Raw genomic sequence first — 17,531 nt, forward strand, 5'->3', positions numbered from 1 at the left:
CGAAATTCTTTAAAGCGTTATCCCTCTCTTTATACAGAGGGATAACGTTATCAGACTCAGTTTGGGCACTTATAAACCTGACCCTGCATCTCGCTGGCGGTCGGGACAAAGCTCGACAACATCCCCTGTGTCGGACTGCTCACGCCATAAATCACGTTTCCGCCCATCTCTGCCGCCTGATTACGCAGCGCGTTTGCCGCGCCGCGCATCGAACCGCCCTCTTCGCCATGCTGCCCTGAGAGCCAGTTACTTTGTTTACCGGTTGCGGTACCGACCAGCTGACATTCACTGCCCGGCTTATCTTCCACAAAGCGAACGCTCTGCCCACCAGCAGACAGTTCGTTACCGGAACTACAACCCGCCAGCAGCAACGCTGCTGCTACTATCCCTGCACCCACTTTAACGCGCATGTTATTCCTCGTTTTCAATAAGCTGGGCACGTGCTGCCCGCGTCTAAACCTTATACTAAAAAGATGACCAAAAGAAAAACCCCCGATCATTTCTGACCGGGGGTTTATTCATTTCTGCGAGGTGCAGAACAACATGATTACATCATGCCGCCCATACCACCCATGCCGCCCATACCACCAGCAGCACCTAAGTCAGGCGCATCGCCTTTTGGCAGGTCAGTGACCATGCACTCGGTAGTGATCATCAGGCCAGCAACAGATGCCGCGTACTGCAGAGCAGAACGGGTCACTTTAGTTGGGTCCAGGATACCGAAGTCGATCATGTTGCCGTACTCTTCGGTAGCAGCGTTGTAACCGTAGTTACCTTCGCCCGCTTTCACCATGTTTGCCACAACAGACGGCTCTTCACCGGCGTTGGAAACGATCTGACGCAGTGGAGCTTCCATTGCGCGCAGCGCAACTTTGATACCCACGTTCTGGTCTTCGTTCTGAGCGGTCAGGCCAGCCAGTTTCGCTGCAACGCGAACCAGAGCAACGCCACCACCAGCAACCACGCCTTCTTCTACCGCAGCACGGGTCGCGTGCAGGGCATCGTCAACGCGTGCTTTCTTCTCTTTCATTTCAACTTCGGTAGCTGCACCGACTTTGATAACTGCAACGCCGCCTGCCAGTTTAGCAACACGTTCCTGCAGTTTTTCACGGTCATAGTCAGAGGTCGCTTCTTCGATCTGCTTACGGATCTGAGTCACACGGCCCTGGATTGCATCTTCTTCACCCACGCCATCGATGATGGTGGTGGTGTCTTTGTTGATAACAACACGTTTCGCCTGACCCAGGTCTTCCAGGGTCGCTTTTTCCAGCTCCATACCGATCTCTTCAGAGATAACGGTACCGCCAGTCAGGGTCGCGATATCCTGCAGCATAGCTTTACGACGATCGCCGAAGCCAGGTGCTTTAACCGCAGCCACTTTCACGATGCCACGCATGGTGTTAACCACCAGGGTCGCCAGCGCTTCGCCTTCAACGTCTTCAGCGATGATAACCAGCGGCTTGCCTGCTTTCGCAACGGCTTCCAGAACTGGCAGCATTTCGCGGATGTTGGAGATTTTTTTGTCAGCCAGCAGGATGAACGGGCTTTCCAGCTCAACAGCGCCAGTTTCTGGCTTGTTGATGAAGTATGGGGACAGGTAGCCGCGGTCGAACTGCATACCTTCAACCACGTCCAGTTCGTCTTCCAGACCGGTACCGTCTTCAACGGTGATCACGCCTTCTTTACCGACTTTATCCATCGCTTCTGCGATCAGTTTACCTACGGTTTCGTCGGAGTTAGCGGAGATAGTACCAACCTGAGCAATGGCTTTAGAGTCAGAGCACGGTACGGACAGCGCTTTCAGCTCTTCAACAGCAGCAAGGACAGCTTTGTCGATACCACGTTTCAGATCCATCGGGTTCATGCCCGCAGCAACGGCTTTCAGACCTTCGGTGATGATTGCCTGCGCCAGTACGGTTGCAGTAGTGGTGCCGTCGCCTGCAGCGTCGTTCGCTTTAGAGGCAACTTCTTTCACCATCTGGGCACCCATGTTTTCGAACTTGTCTTCCAGTTCGATTTCACGCGCTACGGAAACGCCATCTTTGGTGATGGTCGGTGCGCCGAAGGATTTGTCCAGAACCACGTTACGGCCTTTCGGGCCCAGGGTTACTTTAACTGCGTCTGCCAGTACGTTTACGCCGCGCAGCATTTTCACACGAGCGTCGTTACCGAATTTTACGTCTTTAGCTGCCATTTTAATCTTTCCCTTAAATTCGTATGTTCAGTGTCGTTCGCGGATTACGCTTCAACAATTGCCAGAATGTCGCTTTCGGACATGATCAGCACTTCTTCGTTGTCGATCTTCTCGGACTTAACACCGTAGCCATCGTTGAAAATGACGATGTCACCAACTTTAACGTCCAGCGGCTGCACATTACCGTTTTCCAGAATGCGACCTTTACCGACAGCGATGATTTCGCCACGAGTTGATTTTGCTGCTGCAGAACCGGTCAGAACGATGCCGCCCGCAGATTTGGTTTCAACTTCTTTACGTTTGACGATCACACGATCATGTAACGGACGAATACTCATTGATAGCTCTCCTTTGAGAAAGTCATTATCAGTTATGGGTGACGCCGGGCCGTAAGCGGTTTTCCGGCTAGTGCCCTGAGAGATGGGGATGGGGTTTTACCCCTTCAAGGGGTAGTCGAAAAAAAATTTGTGAAAGTGTTACCATCGCCTCTCTTTTGATGGCGGCAGGACAATGGAATGAGTGGACTCAAACAGGAGCTGGGACTCGCGCAGGGTGTTGGCTTACTTTCAACGTCTTTATTAGGTACGGGGGTTTTTGCCGTGCCTGCGCTGGCAGCCCTGGTGGCGGGTGATAACAGCCTGTGGGCGTGGCCGGTGCTCATCGTGCTGGTCTTCCCGGTGGCAATTGTCTTTGCCATTCTCGGGCGTCACTTCCCGAGCGCGGGTGGTGTAGCGCACTTTGTCGGGATGGCGTTTGGCCCGCGTCTGGAGCGCGTCACCGGCTGGCTGTTCCTTTCCGTCATTCCCGTGGGTTTGCCTGCCGCTCTGCATATCGCGACGGGCTTCGGTCAGGCCCTCTTTGGCTGGCACGACGCGCAGCTGTTACTGGCCGAGCTGGGCACCCTGGCCATCGTCTGGTGGGTTGGCTCACGTGGAGCCAGCTCCAGCGCCAACCTGCAAACCCTGGTCGCCATTCTGATTGTGGCGCTGATTGCCGCCATCTGGTGGGCGGGAGATATTGAAGTTTCAAAGATCCCCTTCCCTGCGGTCACAGATATCAACCACTCGCAGCTTTTCGCGGCGCTTTCTGTGATGTTCTGGTGTTTTGTCGGCCTCGAGGCTTTTGCCCATCTGGCTTCCGAATTTAAACAGCCGGAACGGGATTTTCCGCGCGCCCTGATGATCGGTCTGTTGCTGGCAGGCACGGTCTACTGGGCCTGTACGGTGCTGGTACTCCACTTTACCGCCTACGGTGCCGAGATGGCGGCAGCGGCTTCGCTTCCTGCCATCGTGGTACAGCTGTTTGGCGTGAAGGCGCTGTGGATTGCCTGCGTCATTGGCTATCTGGCCTGCTTTGCCAGCCTGAATATCTATATCCAGAGCTTTGCCCGACTGGTCTGGTCCCAGGCCCTATACAAGCCGGAAAGCCGTCTCGCACGACTGTCGAAACGTCAGCTGCCGCTCAACGCCCTGAATACGGTGTTGGGCTGCTGTGTGCTGAGTACGCTGGCTATCTACTGGCTGGACATCAACCTCGACGCGCTTATCGTCTATGCCAACGGCATTTTCATTATGATCTACCTGCTGTGCATGCTCGCGGGATGTCGTCTGCTGAAAGGCCGCTATAAAGCGCTGGCGGTGATTGGCGGAGTACTCTGTTTGCTGCTGCTGGCAATGGTGGGATGGAAGAGTCTCTACGCAATTGTGATGCTGGCGGGATTATGGCTGTTTTTGCCGAAGCGGAGTGCGGTGTAAGTTACGCCCGGTGGCGCTTCGCTTACCGGGCCTACAGATTCCCCAGGCCCGTGCAAGCGCAGCGCCGCCGGGCACATAATCAACGGTCGTCTTTATGGTCCAGACGGTCGCGCTGATCATCCTTGCGCTGATATTCCCCGTCAAACGTCTCGCCACCGCCCGTACCGGTGCTGAAACCACCGCCCGGCATACGGTTAAAACGCAAATGCGGCATCAGCTTCAGCGTCAGGAGCTTTTGCACTGGCGGGACAAGCAGCAGCAGGCCGAGGAAGTCGGTGAAAAATCCGGGAATAATCAGCAAAATACCGCCGATAATCAGCGATACGCTTTTGATCATCTCCGCAGCCGGACTCTCCCCTGCGGCCATCTTCTGCTGCATTAACAGGAAGTTTTTGAAACCCTGATTGCGCACCAGCGACATGCCAATCACCGAAGTGAAAATCACCAGTATCAGCGTCAGCAGGACGCCCAATACGTGGGCGACCTGAATAAAAATAGAAATCTCTATGTAAACATAGAGAAAGATTGCAGCTAACGGTATCCAGCGCACTGGCTTCTCCTGTGTGGCAGACGCCTTTATGGCCCCTGTCGGTATCAATTTGCGATTCGCGTCTGTCAGAAATGGAGGCGTTTAGTCAAAATTCAATCGGTTTGCACGGATATTTTTTCTGGAAATATTAAAGCGGTGATTCATTTCACAGATTAATAAATATCATGTCGCGGGCTCCATAATAAGTGATCCAGGTTACGGCATTTCGCTATCATCAGCATATCATTCCGGGTATCTGGTCGATTCAGGGGATAATCGTCGGTCAGAAAATAGACATAACCACATATGTACTGTGTGTTTAGTACATCAATCGGCAGCTTGAAAAGAAGGTTCACATGTTAAACAACATTCGTATCGAAGAAGATTTGTTGGGTACCAGGGAAGTTCCAGCGGATGCCTACTATGGTGTTCACACTCTGAGAGCGATTGAAAACTTCTACATCAGCAACAGCAAAATCAGCGACATCCCTGAGTTTGTCCGTGGCATGGTGATGGTGAAGAAAGCGGCAGCCATGGCGAACAAAGAGCTGCAAACCATTCCTAAAAACATCGCCAATACCATCATCGCCGCCTGCGATGAAGTGCTGAACAACGGCAAGTGCATGGACCAATTCCCGGTCGACGTCTATCAGGGCGGCGCGGGTACATCAGTGAACATGAATACCAACGAGGTACTGGCAAACATCGGCCTTGAGCTGATGGGCCACCAGAAAGGTGAGTACCAGTACCTGAACCCGAACGATCACGTCAATAAATGCCAGTCCACCAACGACGCCTACCCGACCGGTTTCCGTATCGCCGTGTACGCCTCTGTCGTGAAGCTGGTTGATGCGATTAACCAGCTGGGCGAAGGTTTCCAGAACAAGGCTGTCGAATTCCAGGACATCCTGAAAATGGGCCGTACCCAGCTGCAGGACGCGGTACCAATGACCCTCGGTCAGGAGTTCCACGCGTTTAACGTGCTGCTGAATGAAGAGACCCGCAACCTGATGCGCACCTCTGAACTGCTGCTTGAGGTGAACCTTGGGGCAACGGCGATTGGTACGCGCCTGAATACCCCGGATGGCTATCAGCAGCTGGCGGTGCAGAAGCTGGCCGAAGTCTCCAACCTGGCCGTTGTGCCGGCGGAAGACCTGATTGAAGCCACCTCCGACTGCGGTGCCTACGTAATGGTGCACAGCGCGCTGAAACGCCTGGCGGTGAAACTGTCCAAAATCTGTAATGACCTGCGTCTGCTCTCCTCCGGGCCACGTGCCGGTCTGAACGAAATCAACCTGCCGGAACTGCAGGCGGGCTCGTCCATCATGCCAGCCAAAGTGAACCCGGTCGTGCCGGAAGTGGTAAACCAGGTGTGCTTTAAAGTCATCGGCAACGACATTACCGTTACCATGGCGTCCGAAGCGGGCCAGCTGCAGCTGAACGTAATGGAGCCAGTGATTGGCCAGGCGATGTTTGAATCCATCCACATCCTGACTAACGCCTGCTACAACCTGCTGGAAAAATGCGTTAACGGCATCACGGCCAACAAAGCGGTTTGTGAAAGTTATGTATATAACTCTATCGGTATCGTGACTTACCTTAACCCGTTCATCGGTCACCACAACGGCGACATCGTCGGTAAAATCTGTGCTGAAACCGGTAAGAGCGTACGAGAGGTCGTACTTGAGCGCGGACTGCTGACAGAAGCCGAGCTGGATGATATCTTCTCGGCGCAAAACTTAATGCACCCGGCCTATAAAGCAAAAAGATATACGGATGAAAGTGAACAATAACAGTTCAGGTTAAACTTCATGAAGGCACGTCAGATGACGTGCCTTTTTTCTTTTTAGGCGTTACCAAAACACAACAATTTAATATCAACTTGTTAATAAGCAAGGTAGGCACTTATGTTCGGAGCAGAACTCGTCATCGTCTTGTTGGCGATATACTTAGGCGCAAGGCTCGGAGGGATCGGTATCGGTTTCGCCGGCGGTCTCGGCGTGCTTGTCCTCACTCTCTTTTTCAAATTAAACCAGGCGCTATCCCGTTTGACGTTATTGAAATCATCATGGCGGTTATCGCCGCTATCGCAGCCATGCAGGTTGCAGGCGGTATGGACTACCTGGTGAGTCTGGCGGAGCGTATGCTGCGTCGTCACCCGAAATACATCACCTTCCTTGCTCCGCTGGTCACCTGGTTTATGACTATTCTGGCCGGTACCGGCCATACCGCTTTCTCCACCCTGCCGGTCATCACCGAAGTGGCGAAAGAGCAGGGCATCCGTCCGTCCCGTCCGCTCTCTATTGCCGTTGTCGCCTCGCAGATTGCGATTACCGCCTCGCCAATCTCGGCGGCAGTGGTGTTCTTTGCCGGTATTCTTGAGCCGCTGGGCGTGAGCTACCTGACGCTGCTGGCGATCTGTATTCCGGTGACCCTGATTGCGGTGATGATCACCGCGGTGGTCTGTAACTTCCTCGGTGCCGAGCTGAAAGACGATCCGGTGTATCAGGAGCGTCTGGCAAAAGGTGAAGTGAAGCTGCGCGGCAGCCAGGCATTTATCCTGAAGCCACACGCTAAACGCTCCGTGCTGCTGTTCCTGATCGGCATCGTCGCGGTGATGTTCTATGCCACCGCCATCAGCGATACCGTTGGGCTGATCCAGAACCCGGTTCTGCCGCGTAACGAAGCCATCGTGGTGTTTATGCTGACCATCGCTACGCTGATTAGCATCACCTGTAAAATCGACACCAGCGAAGTGCTTAATGCCAGCACCTTCAAATCCGGTATGAGCGCCTGCGTGTGCGTACTGGGCGTGGCCTGGCTGGGCGATACCTTCGTCAAAGCCCACATCACCGATATCCAGACCGTTGCGGGCGACCTGCTGCATAACTACCCGTGGTTGCTGGCGGTGGTGCTGTTCTTTGCGGCTACCCTGCTCTACTCTCAGGCGGCCACCACCAAGGCGCTGATGCCTGCGGCATTGATGCTGGGCGTTTCTCCGCTGACTGCAATCGCCTCGTTTGCTGCCGTTTCCGCGCTGTTTGTGCTGCCAACCTACCCGACCCTGCTTGCAGCCGTCGAAATGGATGACACCGGCTCGACCCGCATTGGTAAATACGTGTTTAACCACGCCTTCCTGATCCCGGGCGTGATTGCCATTACCCTGTGCGTGATCCTCGGCTTCATCATCGGCGGGATTGTGCTGTAAACCTTTTTTGGCTGTAAAAAGAGTTAAAGTCGGGCCGCTTAGCGGCCCGATTCATTAATGAGCAGCGGCCCGTCGTGATATAGTGATTTTTTTACGCGATAACGAGGTCGACCTGTGAATATGCGTGACACTGTTGTTGTACTCTGTACCGCCCCTGATGAAGCTACCGCTCAGGATCTGGCTGCCAAAGTCCTGGCAGAAAAGCTCGCGGCCTGCGTGACCATCCTCCCCGGCGCCACCTCCCTTTACTACTGGGAAGGCAAGCTGGAACAGGAGTATGAAGTGCAGATGCTGCTTAAATCCAGCGTGGCCCATCAGCAAGCACTCCTCGACTGCCTCAAATCGCATCATCCTTACCAGACCCCGGAACTGCTGGTGCTGCCAGTGCTCCACGGTGATAACGACTATCTCTCATGGCTCAACGCGTCCTTACGCTGATCCTGCTGCTGTGCAGCACATCAGTTTTTGCCGGGTTGTTTGATGCACCCGGCCGCTCAAACTTCACGCCAGCCGATCAGGCTTTCGTGTTCGATTTTCAGCAAAACCAACATGAACTGAATCTCAACTGGACTGTGAAGGAGGGTTACTACCTCTATCGCAAACAGATCAGCATTACGCCCGCTCAGGCGCAGGTCGGTGAGCTCCAGTTGCCCCCCGGCGTGGCGCACGAAGACGAATTTTACGGTAAAAGCGAAATCTACCGCGGCCAGCTGTCTGTCCCGGTAACGGTCACTCAGGCTGATAAAGGTGCCACCCTGACGGTCACCTATCAGGGCTGTGCCGACGCGGGCTTATGCTATCCGCCCGAGACCAAAGTCGTGCCGCTGAGCGAAGTTACCGCAACTGACCAACCGGCTGTTTCCCCTCTCCCCTCAGGGGTGACGGGCGAAAGCGGCAGTGAACTGCCCTTCTCCGCCCTCTGGGCCCTTCTGATCGGCATCGGCATCGCCTTTACGCCCTGCGTATTGCCGATGTATCCGCTTATCTCCGGCATCGTGCTCGGGGGCAAGCAACGTCTCTCCACCGCCCGCGCGCTGCTGCTGGCGTTTATCTACGTACAGGGGATGGCGCTTACCTATACCGCGCTTGGCCTGATCGTGGCGGCAGCCGGGCTCCAGTTCCAGGCCGCACTGCAGCATCCGTGGGTGCTTATCGGGCTGTCAGTGGTGTTTATCCTGCTGGCGCTCTCCATGTTTGGCCTCTTCAGCCTGCAGCTGCCCTCTTCCCTGCAAACCCGCTTAACCCTGATGAGTAACCGTCAGCAGGGTGGTTCCATGAGCGGGGTATTTGCGATGGGCGCTATCGCCGGGCTGATCTGTTCGCCCTGCACCACCGCCCCGCTCAGCGCGATCCTGCTCTATATCGCCCAGAGCGGTAATATGTGGCTCGGCGGCGGCACGCTCTATCTTTACGCTCTGGGAATGGGTCTGCCGCTGATTCTGGCGACGGTATTCGGCAACCGCCTGCTGCCCAAAAGTGGCCCGTGGATGGAAACGGTCAAAACCGCGTTTGGCTTTGTGATCCTGGCGCTGCCGGTGTTCCTGCTGGAACGCGTGATCGGCGATGTCTGGGGGATGCGCCTGTGGGCCATGCTGGGGGTGGCATTCTTTAGTTGGGCATTTATCAGCAGCCTCAGTGCCCGCAAGCCGTGGGTCCGCGTTGTGCAGATCCTGCTGCTGGCTGCCGCGCTGGTTAGCGTGCGCCCGCTACAGGACTGGGTGTTTGGCGCGCCGGCCGCGCAAAGCCGGGCGCACCTGAATTTCACGCCGGTCAGGAACGTCGACGAATTACATCACGCGCTGGCGCAGGCGCAGGGCAAACCGGTGATGCTCGACCTCTACGCCGACTGGTGCGTCGCCTGCAAAGAGTTTGAAAAATACACATTTAGCGACCCACAGGTGCAAAACGCGCTGAAAGATACCGTCCTCCTGCAGGCTAACGTCACGGCGAACGGCCCGGAGGATAAGGTCCTGCTGAATGAGCTTAAGGTGCTCGGCCTGCCTACCATCCTGTTTTTTAATGCTCAGGGTGAGGAGCAGTCCGCTCAACGGGTAACGGGCTTTATGGATGCCGCCGCATTCAGCGCGCATTTGCGCGATCGCCAACCGTAAACGACACTTTAAGCGGGAAAGTACGAAAGTAACGGAGGAGAAAACCGTGCAACGTGAAGATGTTCTGGGCGCAACCCTGCAATTGCTTGAAATTCAAGGGATAGCCAGTACCTCGCTGGAAATGGTCGCTGAACGTATTAATTATCCTCTGGATGAACTCCGCCGTTTCTGGCCCGATAAAGAGGCTCTGCTGTACGATGCCCTGCGCTACCTCAGCCAGCAGGTGGACATCTGGCGCAGGCAGCTGATGCTTAACCCTGACCTCTCGGCGGAACAAAAGTTAATGGCGCGCTATTCCGCGCTCACCGACTGCGTGCGCAATCACCGCTACCCAGGGTGTCTGTTTATTGCCGCCTGTACCTTTTTCCCGGATCCGGGCCACCCTATTCACCAGCTTGCCGACCAGCAAAAACGCGCCTCACATGACTTTACCCATGAGCTGCTGACCACGCTTGAAGTGGACGACCCGGCGATGGTGGCAAAGCAGATGGATCTAATCCTGGAGGGCTGCCTCAGCCGGATGCTGGTGAACCGCAGCCAGGCAGATGTCGACACCGCCCAGCGACTGGCGGAGGACATTCTGCACTTCGCACAATGTCGTAAAGGGGGGGCGCTGACTTAAGCCAGCATTCCCGCCCATGCAGAAATAAAGAGGCACAGCGCCATCAGGCGCTGGAAACGCACCATTGCCGCAGTGGTGCGAAACAGCCTGTTTACTGCTTTTCCCAGCCATGCCCAGCACAGCAGGCAGGCCACTGAAATCAGTAAAAACCAGAGCGCCATCAGCGCGACGTCCCGTAATACATGCGCCCCCGCAGGCGCAAACAGGCTGACTACCGCCAGCGCCATCATCCAGGTTTTAGGATTGATCACCTGCAAGAGTGCCGCCGCACGCGCGGTAAACCGGGTATGCGTATTACCGGATAAGTTAGCCGCGGGTGCGCAAAACAACTGCCAGCTCATCCAGCTCAACCACAACACCCCGGCCCAGCTCATCCCCTGACGCACCAGCGGATACTGATGCAGCAGCTCACCCGCTCCGGCCCCCGAAATCAGCACAATGGCACTGGCTGCCGCGCAGGCGCTCACCAGCGCAGGCAGGGTTGCCTTCACACCGTGGTGCTGACTGTTGGTCAGAATCAGGATATTGGTAGGGCCCGGCGTTATCGAGGCGACAAAAGCAAACAGCAGAAACGGGATCAGATTCACAGGTGGCTCCTTTTGATAAGAGCCCTGACATTGCCGCTATTTTCTGGAAACGTCTGGAAGGTTTGTGCATAACCGCCGGTAGTGGGCGGGCGTAATGCGATAGGCACGCTGGAACCAGCGCCCTAAATGGCTTTGATCGGCAAACCCCAGCGCCGCCGCCACATCGACAGGCTGATCCCCACGCGCCAGAAGCTGCCGTGCTTTTGCCAGCCGCAGCTGAATGAGCCAGGCATGGGGCGCCAGATGAAACTCGCGCTTGAAGCAGCGGGTAAGCGTAAAGCGATCGGTGCCGGTCTCCCGTGCCAGATCGGAAAGACCAATATTGTCGCCCAGGTGCGCATAGAGATAGTCCCGCGCCCGGTGCGCTACCTCCGCGCTCTGCAGTTGCGAGGGGAGTTTTTTGCGCCAGTAGCAGTGTGACGTGAGCTGGGCCAGCAGATTATCCATCGTGCTTTGCTGCACGATTTTCATCTCGTCGTTGTGCAGCGTGGCAAAGGTGTCGCCAATGATGCGCACAAGCTGCGGCTCGCGGGTCAGGGTTTGCGTGAAATGCAGGGAATAACTGCCGGGGGTGGATTCATACAGGCCATGCAGGGTATCGGTCAGCCAGCGCTCGTCGAGGTAGAAGGTCAGATAGGTGAAGCCGCCTGCGACAGGAGCGTCGCCGTCGTGGATCTCACCCGGCTCAAGCAGAAACGCATCACCCGGATGGCTACGATGGCGCTCACGACGGCAATGGAACTGCTGGGTACCGCTCAGGGTGATGCCCACCAGATAGCTGTCGTGCCAGTGCGGATCGTAGGCATGCCCTTCAAAGTGCGCCTTGATCGTTTCAATTCCTGTATCCGCATGCTGTCGCAGTTCAAGCCAGTCGTTCACTGTCGCTCCCCTTTTTCGCTGCCAGCATTGCCCGAGCGTATCTTTCTGTCTGGAAGATTTGTGCAAAATCGCCGCGCAAACCGACAGATTGCCGCAATCTTAAGCAGTTGAACAGGGTTTCCCGAAATAAGGTTGACGACCGTACGCGATTACGGTTTAATGCGCCTCGTTGCCCGGATAGCTCAGTCGGTAGAGCAGGGGATTGAAAATCCCCGTGTCCTTGGTTCGATTCCGAGTCCGGGCACCACTATTTAAAGAACCCGCCTTTTAGGCGGGTTTTTGCTTTTACAGAGCCGGACTGGCACCACTATTTAGAAAAACAGCCTTAGGGCTGGTTTTTTGCTTTTCAGCTTTCAGCCAAATCCTTCAGTTAATCACGACCGACGACAGCCGATACCAGCCATCACTCAGTTTCCCCTCGTTAGCGAGCTGGATCCGCGCTGTGTTGTTTTTATCCACCAGCGCCATGTCCAGCTGATAGCGTCCGGCCGCAAGGTTACGCGGCGTTGCCAGCTGATAAGCCGAACTGTGCCTGCCCGGCAGCCACTGGCGGATATCATCCCCGGCGCTGCCCTGGGCGACCGTGCTCCCTCGCTGGTCCTGCAGGCGCCAGGCGAGGGTATAACGCAGATAAATCGGCGCCACGCCATCGTTTGACCATTGGCTGGTGAGCGACAGGGCCTGCCCCGCACGCGCACTCGCCGGATGCGTCAGCGACACCACCCGGAAGCGGTAACCTATTTTAGTCAGCGCCTTGTCGACGATATCGCGATACACCTTCGGTATTTCAGTGGATTTGATATTCAGGGTGCTGGCATGCTGCGCCAGCGCCCAGTCAAAGGTCGCCTGTACCTCTTCGCGAGAGTACTTTTGCTCGGTCAGCCATTCCGCCATATGGCCGCAAATCTCCAGGCTGACGGGCGCTTTTTTCCAGGCGTCGTTGAATCCCGGCCAGGCCGCCTGCGCCGCCGTAATACGCTCCGGGTAATCATTGGCCATATGGCTCCAGGTAGGGCTGAAGTTGCGCCAGTCTCCCCAGCAGTCCGCCCGCCAGCCCGCCCCTTTTTTCGCTGCATAGGCGACGGAATCATAGCCGTTGATCAGCATGATCTTAGGCGTGTCAGGGAAGGCACTGAAATGCATATCAACGTAACGGTTGAGCAGCGCGGGGGAATAGCGCTCCTGCAACGGCGGCAGGTTCGGGAAGTTGCTGTTATGCCACTCCCCCCAGGCGCCAACCATCCCAATGTCGATGAAAGCCAGCTCCGGGTTATTGTTGTACCGCGCGCCAAACGCCTGCAGAAGCCGCCGGGCGTAGGCAATATAGGTAGGATCGTCCAGATCGGGGGCAAAGGTTTTATGATCCGGCGTCCAGATGCCTTTAATCCCTTTGTCGATCAGCCACTGGGGGATCTCAGAGCCTGACTCCGGCCCATCGAGGATCATAAAGCGCAGTCCGACGTTCATGGGCGGTTGATGGGCAGCGGCCGCCGCAAACCCCTCATCCACCAGCGCAAAATTGTACTGCCCTTCTCGCGGTTCAACCTCGCTCCAGTAATAGCGCCGATATTCGAGGCCCGTCGCCGGATAATCCGCAAGGTTTAAGTCCTGATCGTGAAAACGGGCCACGCCGTTCCCGGGATTAGCCAGCGGGCCGCTAATGGCGGGCGGATTCACCGTCTGCAAGGTTTCTGCACTTTCAGCGCAGGCCCAACCCGAAGAGAACATCAGCGCTCCGGCGATAAGCAGTAACAACCCATTTTTACTGCATGGCAGATCGTTTAAGCGCATTGAATCCCCTTTTTACAGTGACTTACTTCTTATAAATAACATTTTATTTCACAGAATATATTCCCGGACTCACACGAATTGACTATTTCCATAAACCTGAAAGGAACTAATGTTGATATGTTACTGCGCGGGAAAAGTGAGTGTCAGGATTCATCTATCATACCTCTGGGCCAACAGACACCGCTTATTTCTGGTTTTATCAATTTTTATCATGAGTAGCATGGTGAAATGTTCAATAAAAATAACAAGCTAATCAAAAAGCTGTTCTTCCATGAGTCCTGGGACATCATGGTCATAAACAGCCACGGCCAGCATGTTTTCCCGGAAAACACGCTGGATATTCTTTGTAACGCTAAAGCACAGCAGCTTGATAAAAAATATATCTTCCAGGCCGACCCTTTTATTATAGATAAAGGCGATCGACTGTATGTTTTTTATGAAGCTTTCTCCTTCCTCAACTCTAAAGGCATTCTGCGTTGCCGTATCCTGAATAAAGACCTTCAGGAGATGGACGACGTTAAGCTTGAAGGCTTTGACGACTTAAAATGCCATCTCTCTTTTCCGTTCCTGTTTGAACTCGAGGGTAAACTGTTCATGATCCCCGAGTCGTCAGAGAGAAAAGAGGTCATTCTGTTCCAGTCCGTCGATTTCCCCGCGCGCTGGGAAAAGGTTAAAGTGCTGGTCTCCGATATAGCCGTGACGGATAACGTGGTCTTTGAGCTGAACGGCGTGAACTACCTGGTCTCCACCACGCTGGATAACGAGCTGGTGATCCACACCTCAGAGGGCATTCTCGGCGACTGGAAGCAAATCTCCCCGGCCCTGGATATCTGTAATGTTCATGCCAGAGGTGCCGGCAAGCCTTACTCGATCAACGACAAAACCTACCTCTTTACCCAGGAGTGCAATCCTGGCTTTTATGGAAAGTCTATCTTCATCAAGGAATTGACCAGCCTGACGCCGCATAAATATGAAGAGAAACTGGTAGGCAAAATAAGTTCGTCGATTAATAACAGTGACGGTATTCACACCTTAAACTTTACCGATAACTATATTGTCTACGATACAAAACACCTGACCTTCAGCCTGCTCTCCACGCTTAAAAAGCTGACGTATAAAGTTATGGTTAATCACCGAAAGCGTCTTTTTAGCTAAGTGACAATATGGGGAATTAGCACTAACCTAACCAGTGTCACAGGATAAAAAACTGCAAAAGAGCGTCTATATTCCGCCACCCCGGTGCGCGGACGGATGCGGGCTTTTTGGGGGATTTATTATGGCAATTCTGGTTACGGGCGGTGCAGGCTATATTGGTTCACATACGGTGCTGACATTACTGGAGCGAGGAGAAGAGGTCGTTGTCATAGATAATCTCTCTAATGCTTCGCAGGAGTCGTTAATCCGGGTTGCAGAATTAACGGGAAAACAGCCGGTGGTTCATATCGCTGATATTCTCGATCGCGACGCGTTAAAAACGCTTTTCACTCAACATACCATTACCGACGTCATCCACTTCGCGGGCCTTAAATCTGTTTCCGAGTCTATTGCCCAGCCGCTCGCCTATTATGAAAACAATGTGGTCGGGACGATGGTCCTTCTGGATGAAATGCAGCGGGCAGGCGTGACCAGTTTAATTTTCAGCTCGTCGGCCACGGTTTATGGCAATCCTGACGCCGTTCCCCTGAGCGAGAAGTCCCGCACCGGCGGTACCACGAACCCGTACGGCACCTCCAAGCTGATGGTAGAGCAGATTTTGCGGGATTTCGCGGCCGCGCAACCGCAATTCAGGATCACCTGTCTGCGCTATTTTAATCCGGTGGTGCGCACCCTTCCGGGCGCCTGGGAGAAGATCCGAACGGTATTCCCAATAATCTTGTGCCCTATATTTCCCAGGTTGCGATCGGCAAGCTGGAGTGCCTGACCGTCTTCGGCGACGACTATCCGACGCCTGACGGAACCGGCGTTCGGGATTACATTCATGTGATGGATCTGGCCCACGGCCATCTGGCCGCGCTGGATCATAAAGACGAAGGCGAGGCGTTTAAGGTCATCAACCTCGGCACCGGCATCGGGTATTCGGTAATTGACCTGATCAAGGCATTCGAAAAAGCCGCCCAGACCAGAATCAATTACCGCATCGTCGGCAGGCGTTCCGGCGACGTGGCAGAGTGCTGGTCGGATTCGTCGCTGGCGCGCCAGCAGTTGGGATGGCAGGCCACGCGCAACCTGGACGAGATGATGCGCGACGCCTGGAACTGGCAGAAGAACAATCCCGGGGGTTACAACGCCTGACGTTCAGCAGATCAAGCAGGTGCCATCAGGCACCTGTTTTTTTACTGATATTTCAGACTGAGCCACCAGTCCCAGATCCCGACGTGGAAGTTCTGGAAGACGTCTATCCCCAGCGCCGATTTGATCATGTACAGCGTCAACAGCACGCAGCACAGCAGGAACAGCGTGGCGAACAGGATGAGGAAGGTCACCACGATGCGTGACAGTTTTGACTCCGGGCGGGAACGCGCGCGGAGGTCCCGTCCCAGTAAGAACACCATATAGAGGCGTTTGCCGAAGAAAGGAAAACTTTTACGGAAATCGATCCGATGCCGCGATGCCAGGGTAATCGAAACGATGGCGTCCTCGATCTCCTCTTTTTGCTCTGGGGTCAGCTGAGCGGCAACGTTCTTATCAAGCACTTCGTAAAAACGATCGATAACTATCGGGTTTCTGGGCTTACTGGTCAATTTTAACCTATTGTTTTATCTATTTTATGGTAGACAGAGACGGTTTTTCTGGCGATTTCGTCCCAGTTGTAACGCTTCAGAAAATCACCGTAATCCACGCGCGGCAGGTTCGCCTGGCTTGCCATTTTCCGGGCTAAATCCGCGATGTTCCCCAGCTTAAAGCTGGTCTCATCCGGCAAGCCGACCTCGAGATTGGGCAGAATATCGCTTACCACCACCGGGAGCGAGTAGGACATCGCCTCCAGTAGCGCAATGGGTAGCCCCTCATGGTACGACGGCATCACAAAGAGTGAAGCCTGAGAGAAGACAACCTGCAACTCCTCGCCTTTTAAAAACCCCGTCATTACCACGCCCGGCGTCTCAAACGCGAGCTGCTTCAGACGCAAACTGTATTCCGAGGGGTGATCCGAATCCCCTACCAGCACCAGCGGCAACGTCAGGCCCGACTGTTGATACGCGGCGATGGCGTCATGCATCCCCTTCTCTTCAACGAATCGCCCGACCATCACGATATAGCCCCCGGGCTGGAGATCATAGCGCCCGAGGATCCTGTCGATCGTCTCGTTATCCAGCGGTGCTGGCACCTTCACGCCGTTATAAATCAGATGCGCATCATAGCGGTAGTATTTCTGCTGGATCAGCTGGTTGATCACCTCAGAAATCACAATCACTTCACTGGCGTACTTCACCGCCACTTTCTCACCGAGCATCAGGATTTTTTTCGCCGTCTTGCCCCACTTCTGGCGATCGTAGTCCGGCCCGTGATGGGTAAAGACCACGCGTTTGCCCAGCAGGCGTAACAGCGGCACCACGAGGCCGGGTCCGATGGCGTGAACATGAACAATATCGGATCGATCGAAGAATGTCCTCAACGCAGCGATAACAGAGTGCACGATGGCCTCAAAACTGCGTTTTTTAGGTGCCCACAGCGCCAGCGTCTCGACGTTTTTGTAGCGCGAGCGCCGGTAGGGTACATAGGGAGACCGGGCAATGACGCAAATCTCCACGTCATACTGCTGGCGAATAGCCGGATAGAGATGCTGACAGTGGGTTTCGACGCCGCCCAATACATCGGGGATCCCCCGGGTACCCAACACCGTGATTTTTTTTGCCAT

Annotated in this window: 15 protein-coding genes, 1 tRNA gene and 2 pseudogenes; 9 read left to right on the forward strand and 9 right to left on the reverse strand. The window is 54.8% G+C overall.

Translation table 11 applies throughout. From position 1 onward, the window contains the following. Nucleotides 1–56 precede the first annotated feature (56 nt). The 3 genes from K5I40_RS10160 to K5I40_RS10170 all read right to left on the reverse strand — a co-directional run bounded on the left by K5I40_RS10160 (nt 57) and on the right by K5I40_RS10170 (nt 2,532). Nucleotides 57–410, reverse strand: coding sequence for a DUF4156 domain-containing protein (locus K5I40_RS10160; RefSeq protein ID WP_039028412.1), 354 nt, complete (start codon nt 408–410; stop codon nt 57–59). A 137-nt stretch (nt 411–547) separates the two neighbouring features. Beyond that, complete coding sequence (gene groL, locus K5I40_RS10165; protein ID WP_039028411.1) at nt 548–2,194, reverse strand: chaperonin GroEL; 1,647 nt, start codon at nt 2,192–2,194, stop codon at nt 548–550. Nucleotides 2,195–2,238: 44 nt separating this feature from the next. Beyond that, complete coding sequence (locus tag K5I40_RS10170; RefSeq protein WP_032616151.1) at nt 2,239–2,532, reverse strand: co-chaperone GroES; 294 nt, start codon at nt 2,530–2,532, stop codon at nt 2,239–2,241. Nucleotides 2,533–2,709: 177 nt separating this feature from the next. Here K5I40_RS10170 and yjeH point away from each other — a divergent pair, with 177 nt between their 5' ends. Continuing rightward, complete coding sequence (gene yjeH, locus K5I40_RS10175; RefSeq protein ID WP_039028410.1) at nt 2,710–3,948, forward strand: L-methionine/branched-chain amino acid transporter; 1,239 nt, start codon at nt 2,710–2,712, stop codon at nt 3,946–3,948. 79 nt (nt 3,949–4,027) lie between these two features. Here yjeH and K5I40_RS10180 read toward each other — a convergent pair whose 3' ends face one another. Beyond that, the gene (locus K5I40_RS10180; protein ID WP_223074484.1) at nt 4,028–4,498 is read right to left on the reverse strand and encodes an FxsA family protein; all 471 of its coding nucleotides are present in this window, start codon (nt 4,496–4,498) and stop codon (nt 4,028–4,030) included. 335 nt (nt 4,499–4,833) lie between these two features. On the opposite strand from K5I40_RS10180, the gene aspA reads away from it, so the two are divergent. The 5 genes and pseudogenes from aspA (at nt 4,834) to K5I40_RS10205 (ending at nt 10,418) form a co-directional block, all read left to right on the forward strand. Next, a complete protein-coding gene (gene aspA / locus K5I40_RS10185) occupies nt 4,834–6,270 on the forward strand; it encodes an aspartate ammonia-lyase (protein ID WP_039028408.1) in 1,437 nt (478 codons plus the stop codon). Between the two features lie 114 nt (nt 6,271–6,384). Further along, nucleotides 6,385–7,685 (forward strand): annotated as a pseudogene (locus tag K5I40_RS10190) (anaerobic C4-dicarboxylate transporter). Between the two features lie 120 nt (nt 7,686–7,805). Continuing rightward, the gene (gene cutA / locus K5I40_RS10195; RefSeq protein ID WP_223074485.1) at nt 7,806–8,123 is read left to right on the forward strand and encodes a divalent cation tolerance protein CutA; all 318 of its coding nucleotides are present in this window, start codon (nt 7,806–7,808) and stop codon (nt 8,121–8,123) included. Then, nucleotides 8,099–9,796: a protein-disulfide reductase DsbD gene (locus K5I40_RS10200; protein ID WP_223074486.1), complete on the forward strand. Its 1,698-nt coding sequence runs from the start codon at nt 8,099–8,101 to the stop codon at nt 9,794–9,796. The genes cutA and K5I40_RS10200 overlap by 25 nt, the downstream gene beginning before the upstream one ends. A 46-nt stretch (nt 9,797–9,842) precedes the next feature. Next, nucleotides 9,843–10,418, forward strand: a complete 576-nt coding sequence (locus tag K5I40_RS10205) for a transcriptional regulator (protein WP_039028483.1) — start codon at nt 9,843–9,845, stop codon at nt 10,416–10,418. Here the strand turns inward: K5I40_RS10205 and K5I40_RS10210 are convergent. Both K5I40_RS10210 and K5I40_RS10215 read right to left on the reverse strand, forming a co-directional pair. Beyond that, nucleotides 10,415–11,005 (reverse strand): LysE family translocator, encoded by a 591-nt coding sequence (locus K5I40_RS10210; protein WP_223074487.1) that lies wholly within the window; start codon nt 11,003–11,005, stop codon nt 10,415–10,417. The two genes, K5I40_RS10205 and K5I40_RS10210, sit on opposite strands and share 4 nt — an antisense overlap. A 36-nt stretch (nt 11,006–11,041) precedes the next feature. After that, complete coding sequence (locus K5I40_RS10215) at nt 11,042–11,884, reverse strand: AraC family transcriptional regulator (RefSeq protein WP_223074488.1); 843 nt, start codon at nt 11,882–11,884, stop codon at nt 11,042–11,044. Nucleotides 11,885–12,055: 171 nt separating this feature from the next. On the opposite strand from K5I40_RS10215, the gene K5I40_RS10220 reads away from it, so the two are divergent. Next, nucleotides 12,056–12,131: transfer RNA gene (locus K5I40_RS10220), tRNA-Phe, on the forward strand. 119 nt (nt 12,132–12,250) lie between these two features. Here the strand turns inward: K5I40_RS10220 and K5I40_RS10225 are convergent. Continuing rightward, nucleotides 12,251–13,675: a DUF4832 domain-containing protein gene (locus K5I40_RS10225; protein ID WP_375540634.1), complete on the reverse strand. Its 1,425-nt coding sequence runs from the start codon at nt 13,673–13,675 to the stop codon at nt 12,251–12,253. 228 nt (nt 13,676–13,903) lie between these two features. Between K5I40_RS10225 and K5I40_RS10230 the strand changes: the two genes are divergently transcribed. Beyond that, nucleotides 13,904–14,830: a hypothetical protein gene (locus tag K5I40_RS10230; protein WP_138370065.1), complete on the forward strand. Its 927-nt coding sequence runs from the start codon at nt 13,904–13,906 to the stop codon at nt 14,828–14,830. 121 nt (nt 14,831–14,951) lie between these two features. Further along, nucleotides 14,952–15,967, forward strand: a pseudogene (galE, locus tag K5I40_RS10235) (UDP-glucose 4-epimerase GalE). A 41-nt stretch (nt 15,968–16,008) separates the two neighbouring features. Here the strand turns inward: galE and K5I40_RS10240 are convergent. Further along, nucleotides 16,009–16,416 carry a hypothetical protein gene (locus K5I40_RS10240; RefSeq protein ID WP_039028400.1) on the reverse strand — a complete coding sequence of 136 codons (408 nt, stop codon included), beginning with the start codon at nt 16,414–16,416 and terminating at the stop codon, nt 16,009–16,011. A 2-nt stretch (nt 16,417–16,418) separates the two neighbouring features. Continuing rightward, complete coding sequence (locus K5I40_RS10245; RefSeq protein ID WP_223074489.1) at nt 16,419–17,531, reverse strand: glycosyltransferase family 4 protein; 1,113 nt, start codon at nt 17,529–17,531, stop codon at nt 16,419–16,421.

Source organism: Leclercia sp. LTM14, assembly GCF_023736175.1.
GTDB classification, from domain to species: domain Bacteria; phylum Pseudomonadota; class Gammaproteobacteria; order Enterobacterales; family Enterobacteriaceae; genus Enterobacter; species Enterobacter barmai.

Bases quoted from the DNA above. Each gene is read 5' to 3' on its own strand.
- K5I40_RS10245 (WP_223074489.1), bottom strand. From the start codon at position 17,531: ATGGCAAAAAAAATCACGGTGTTGGGTACCCGGGGGATCCCCGATGTA.
- K5I40_RS10160 (WP_039028412.1), bottom strand. From the start codon at position 410: ATGCGCGTTAAAGTGGGTGCAGGGATAGTAGCAGCAGCGTTGCTGCTG.
- K5I40_RS10200 (WP_223074486.1), top strand. From the start codon at position 8,099: ATGGCTCAACGCGTCCTTACGCTGATCCTGCTGCTGTGCAGCACATCA.
- aspA (WP_039028408.1), top strand. From the start codon at position 4,834: ATGTTAAACAACATTCGTATCGAAGAAGATTTGTTGGGTACCAGGGAA.
- K5I40_RS10230 (WP_138370065.1), top strand. From the start codon at position 13,904: ATGTTCAATAAAAATAACAAGCTAATCAAAAAGCTGTTCTTCCATGAG.
- K5I40_RS10170 (WP_032616151.1), bottom strand. From the start codon at position 2,532: ATGAGTATTCGTCCGTTACATGATCGTGTGATCGTCAAACGTAAAGAA.
- groL (WP_039028411.1), bottom strand. From the start codon at position 2,194: ATGGCAGCTAAAGACGTAAAATTCGGTAACGACGCTCGTGTGAAAATG.
- cutA (WP_223074485.1), top strand. From the start codon at position 7,806: ATGCGTGACACTGTTGTTGTACTCTGTACCGCCCCTGATGAAGCTACC.
- yjeH (WP_039028410.1), top strand. From the start codon at position 2,710: ATGAGTGGACTCAAACAGGAGCTGGGACTCGCGCAGGGTGTTGGCTTA.
- K5I40_RS10225 (WP_375540634.1), bottom strand. From the start codon at position 13,675: ATGCGCTTAAACGATCTGCCATGCAGTAAAAATGGGTTGTTACTGCTT.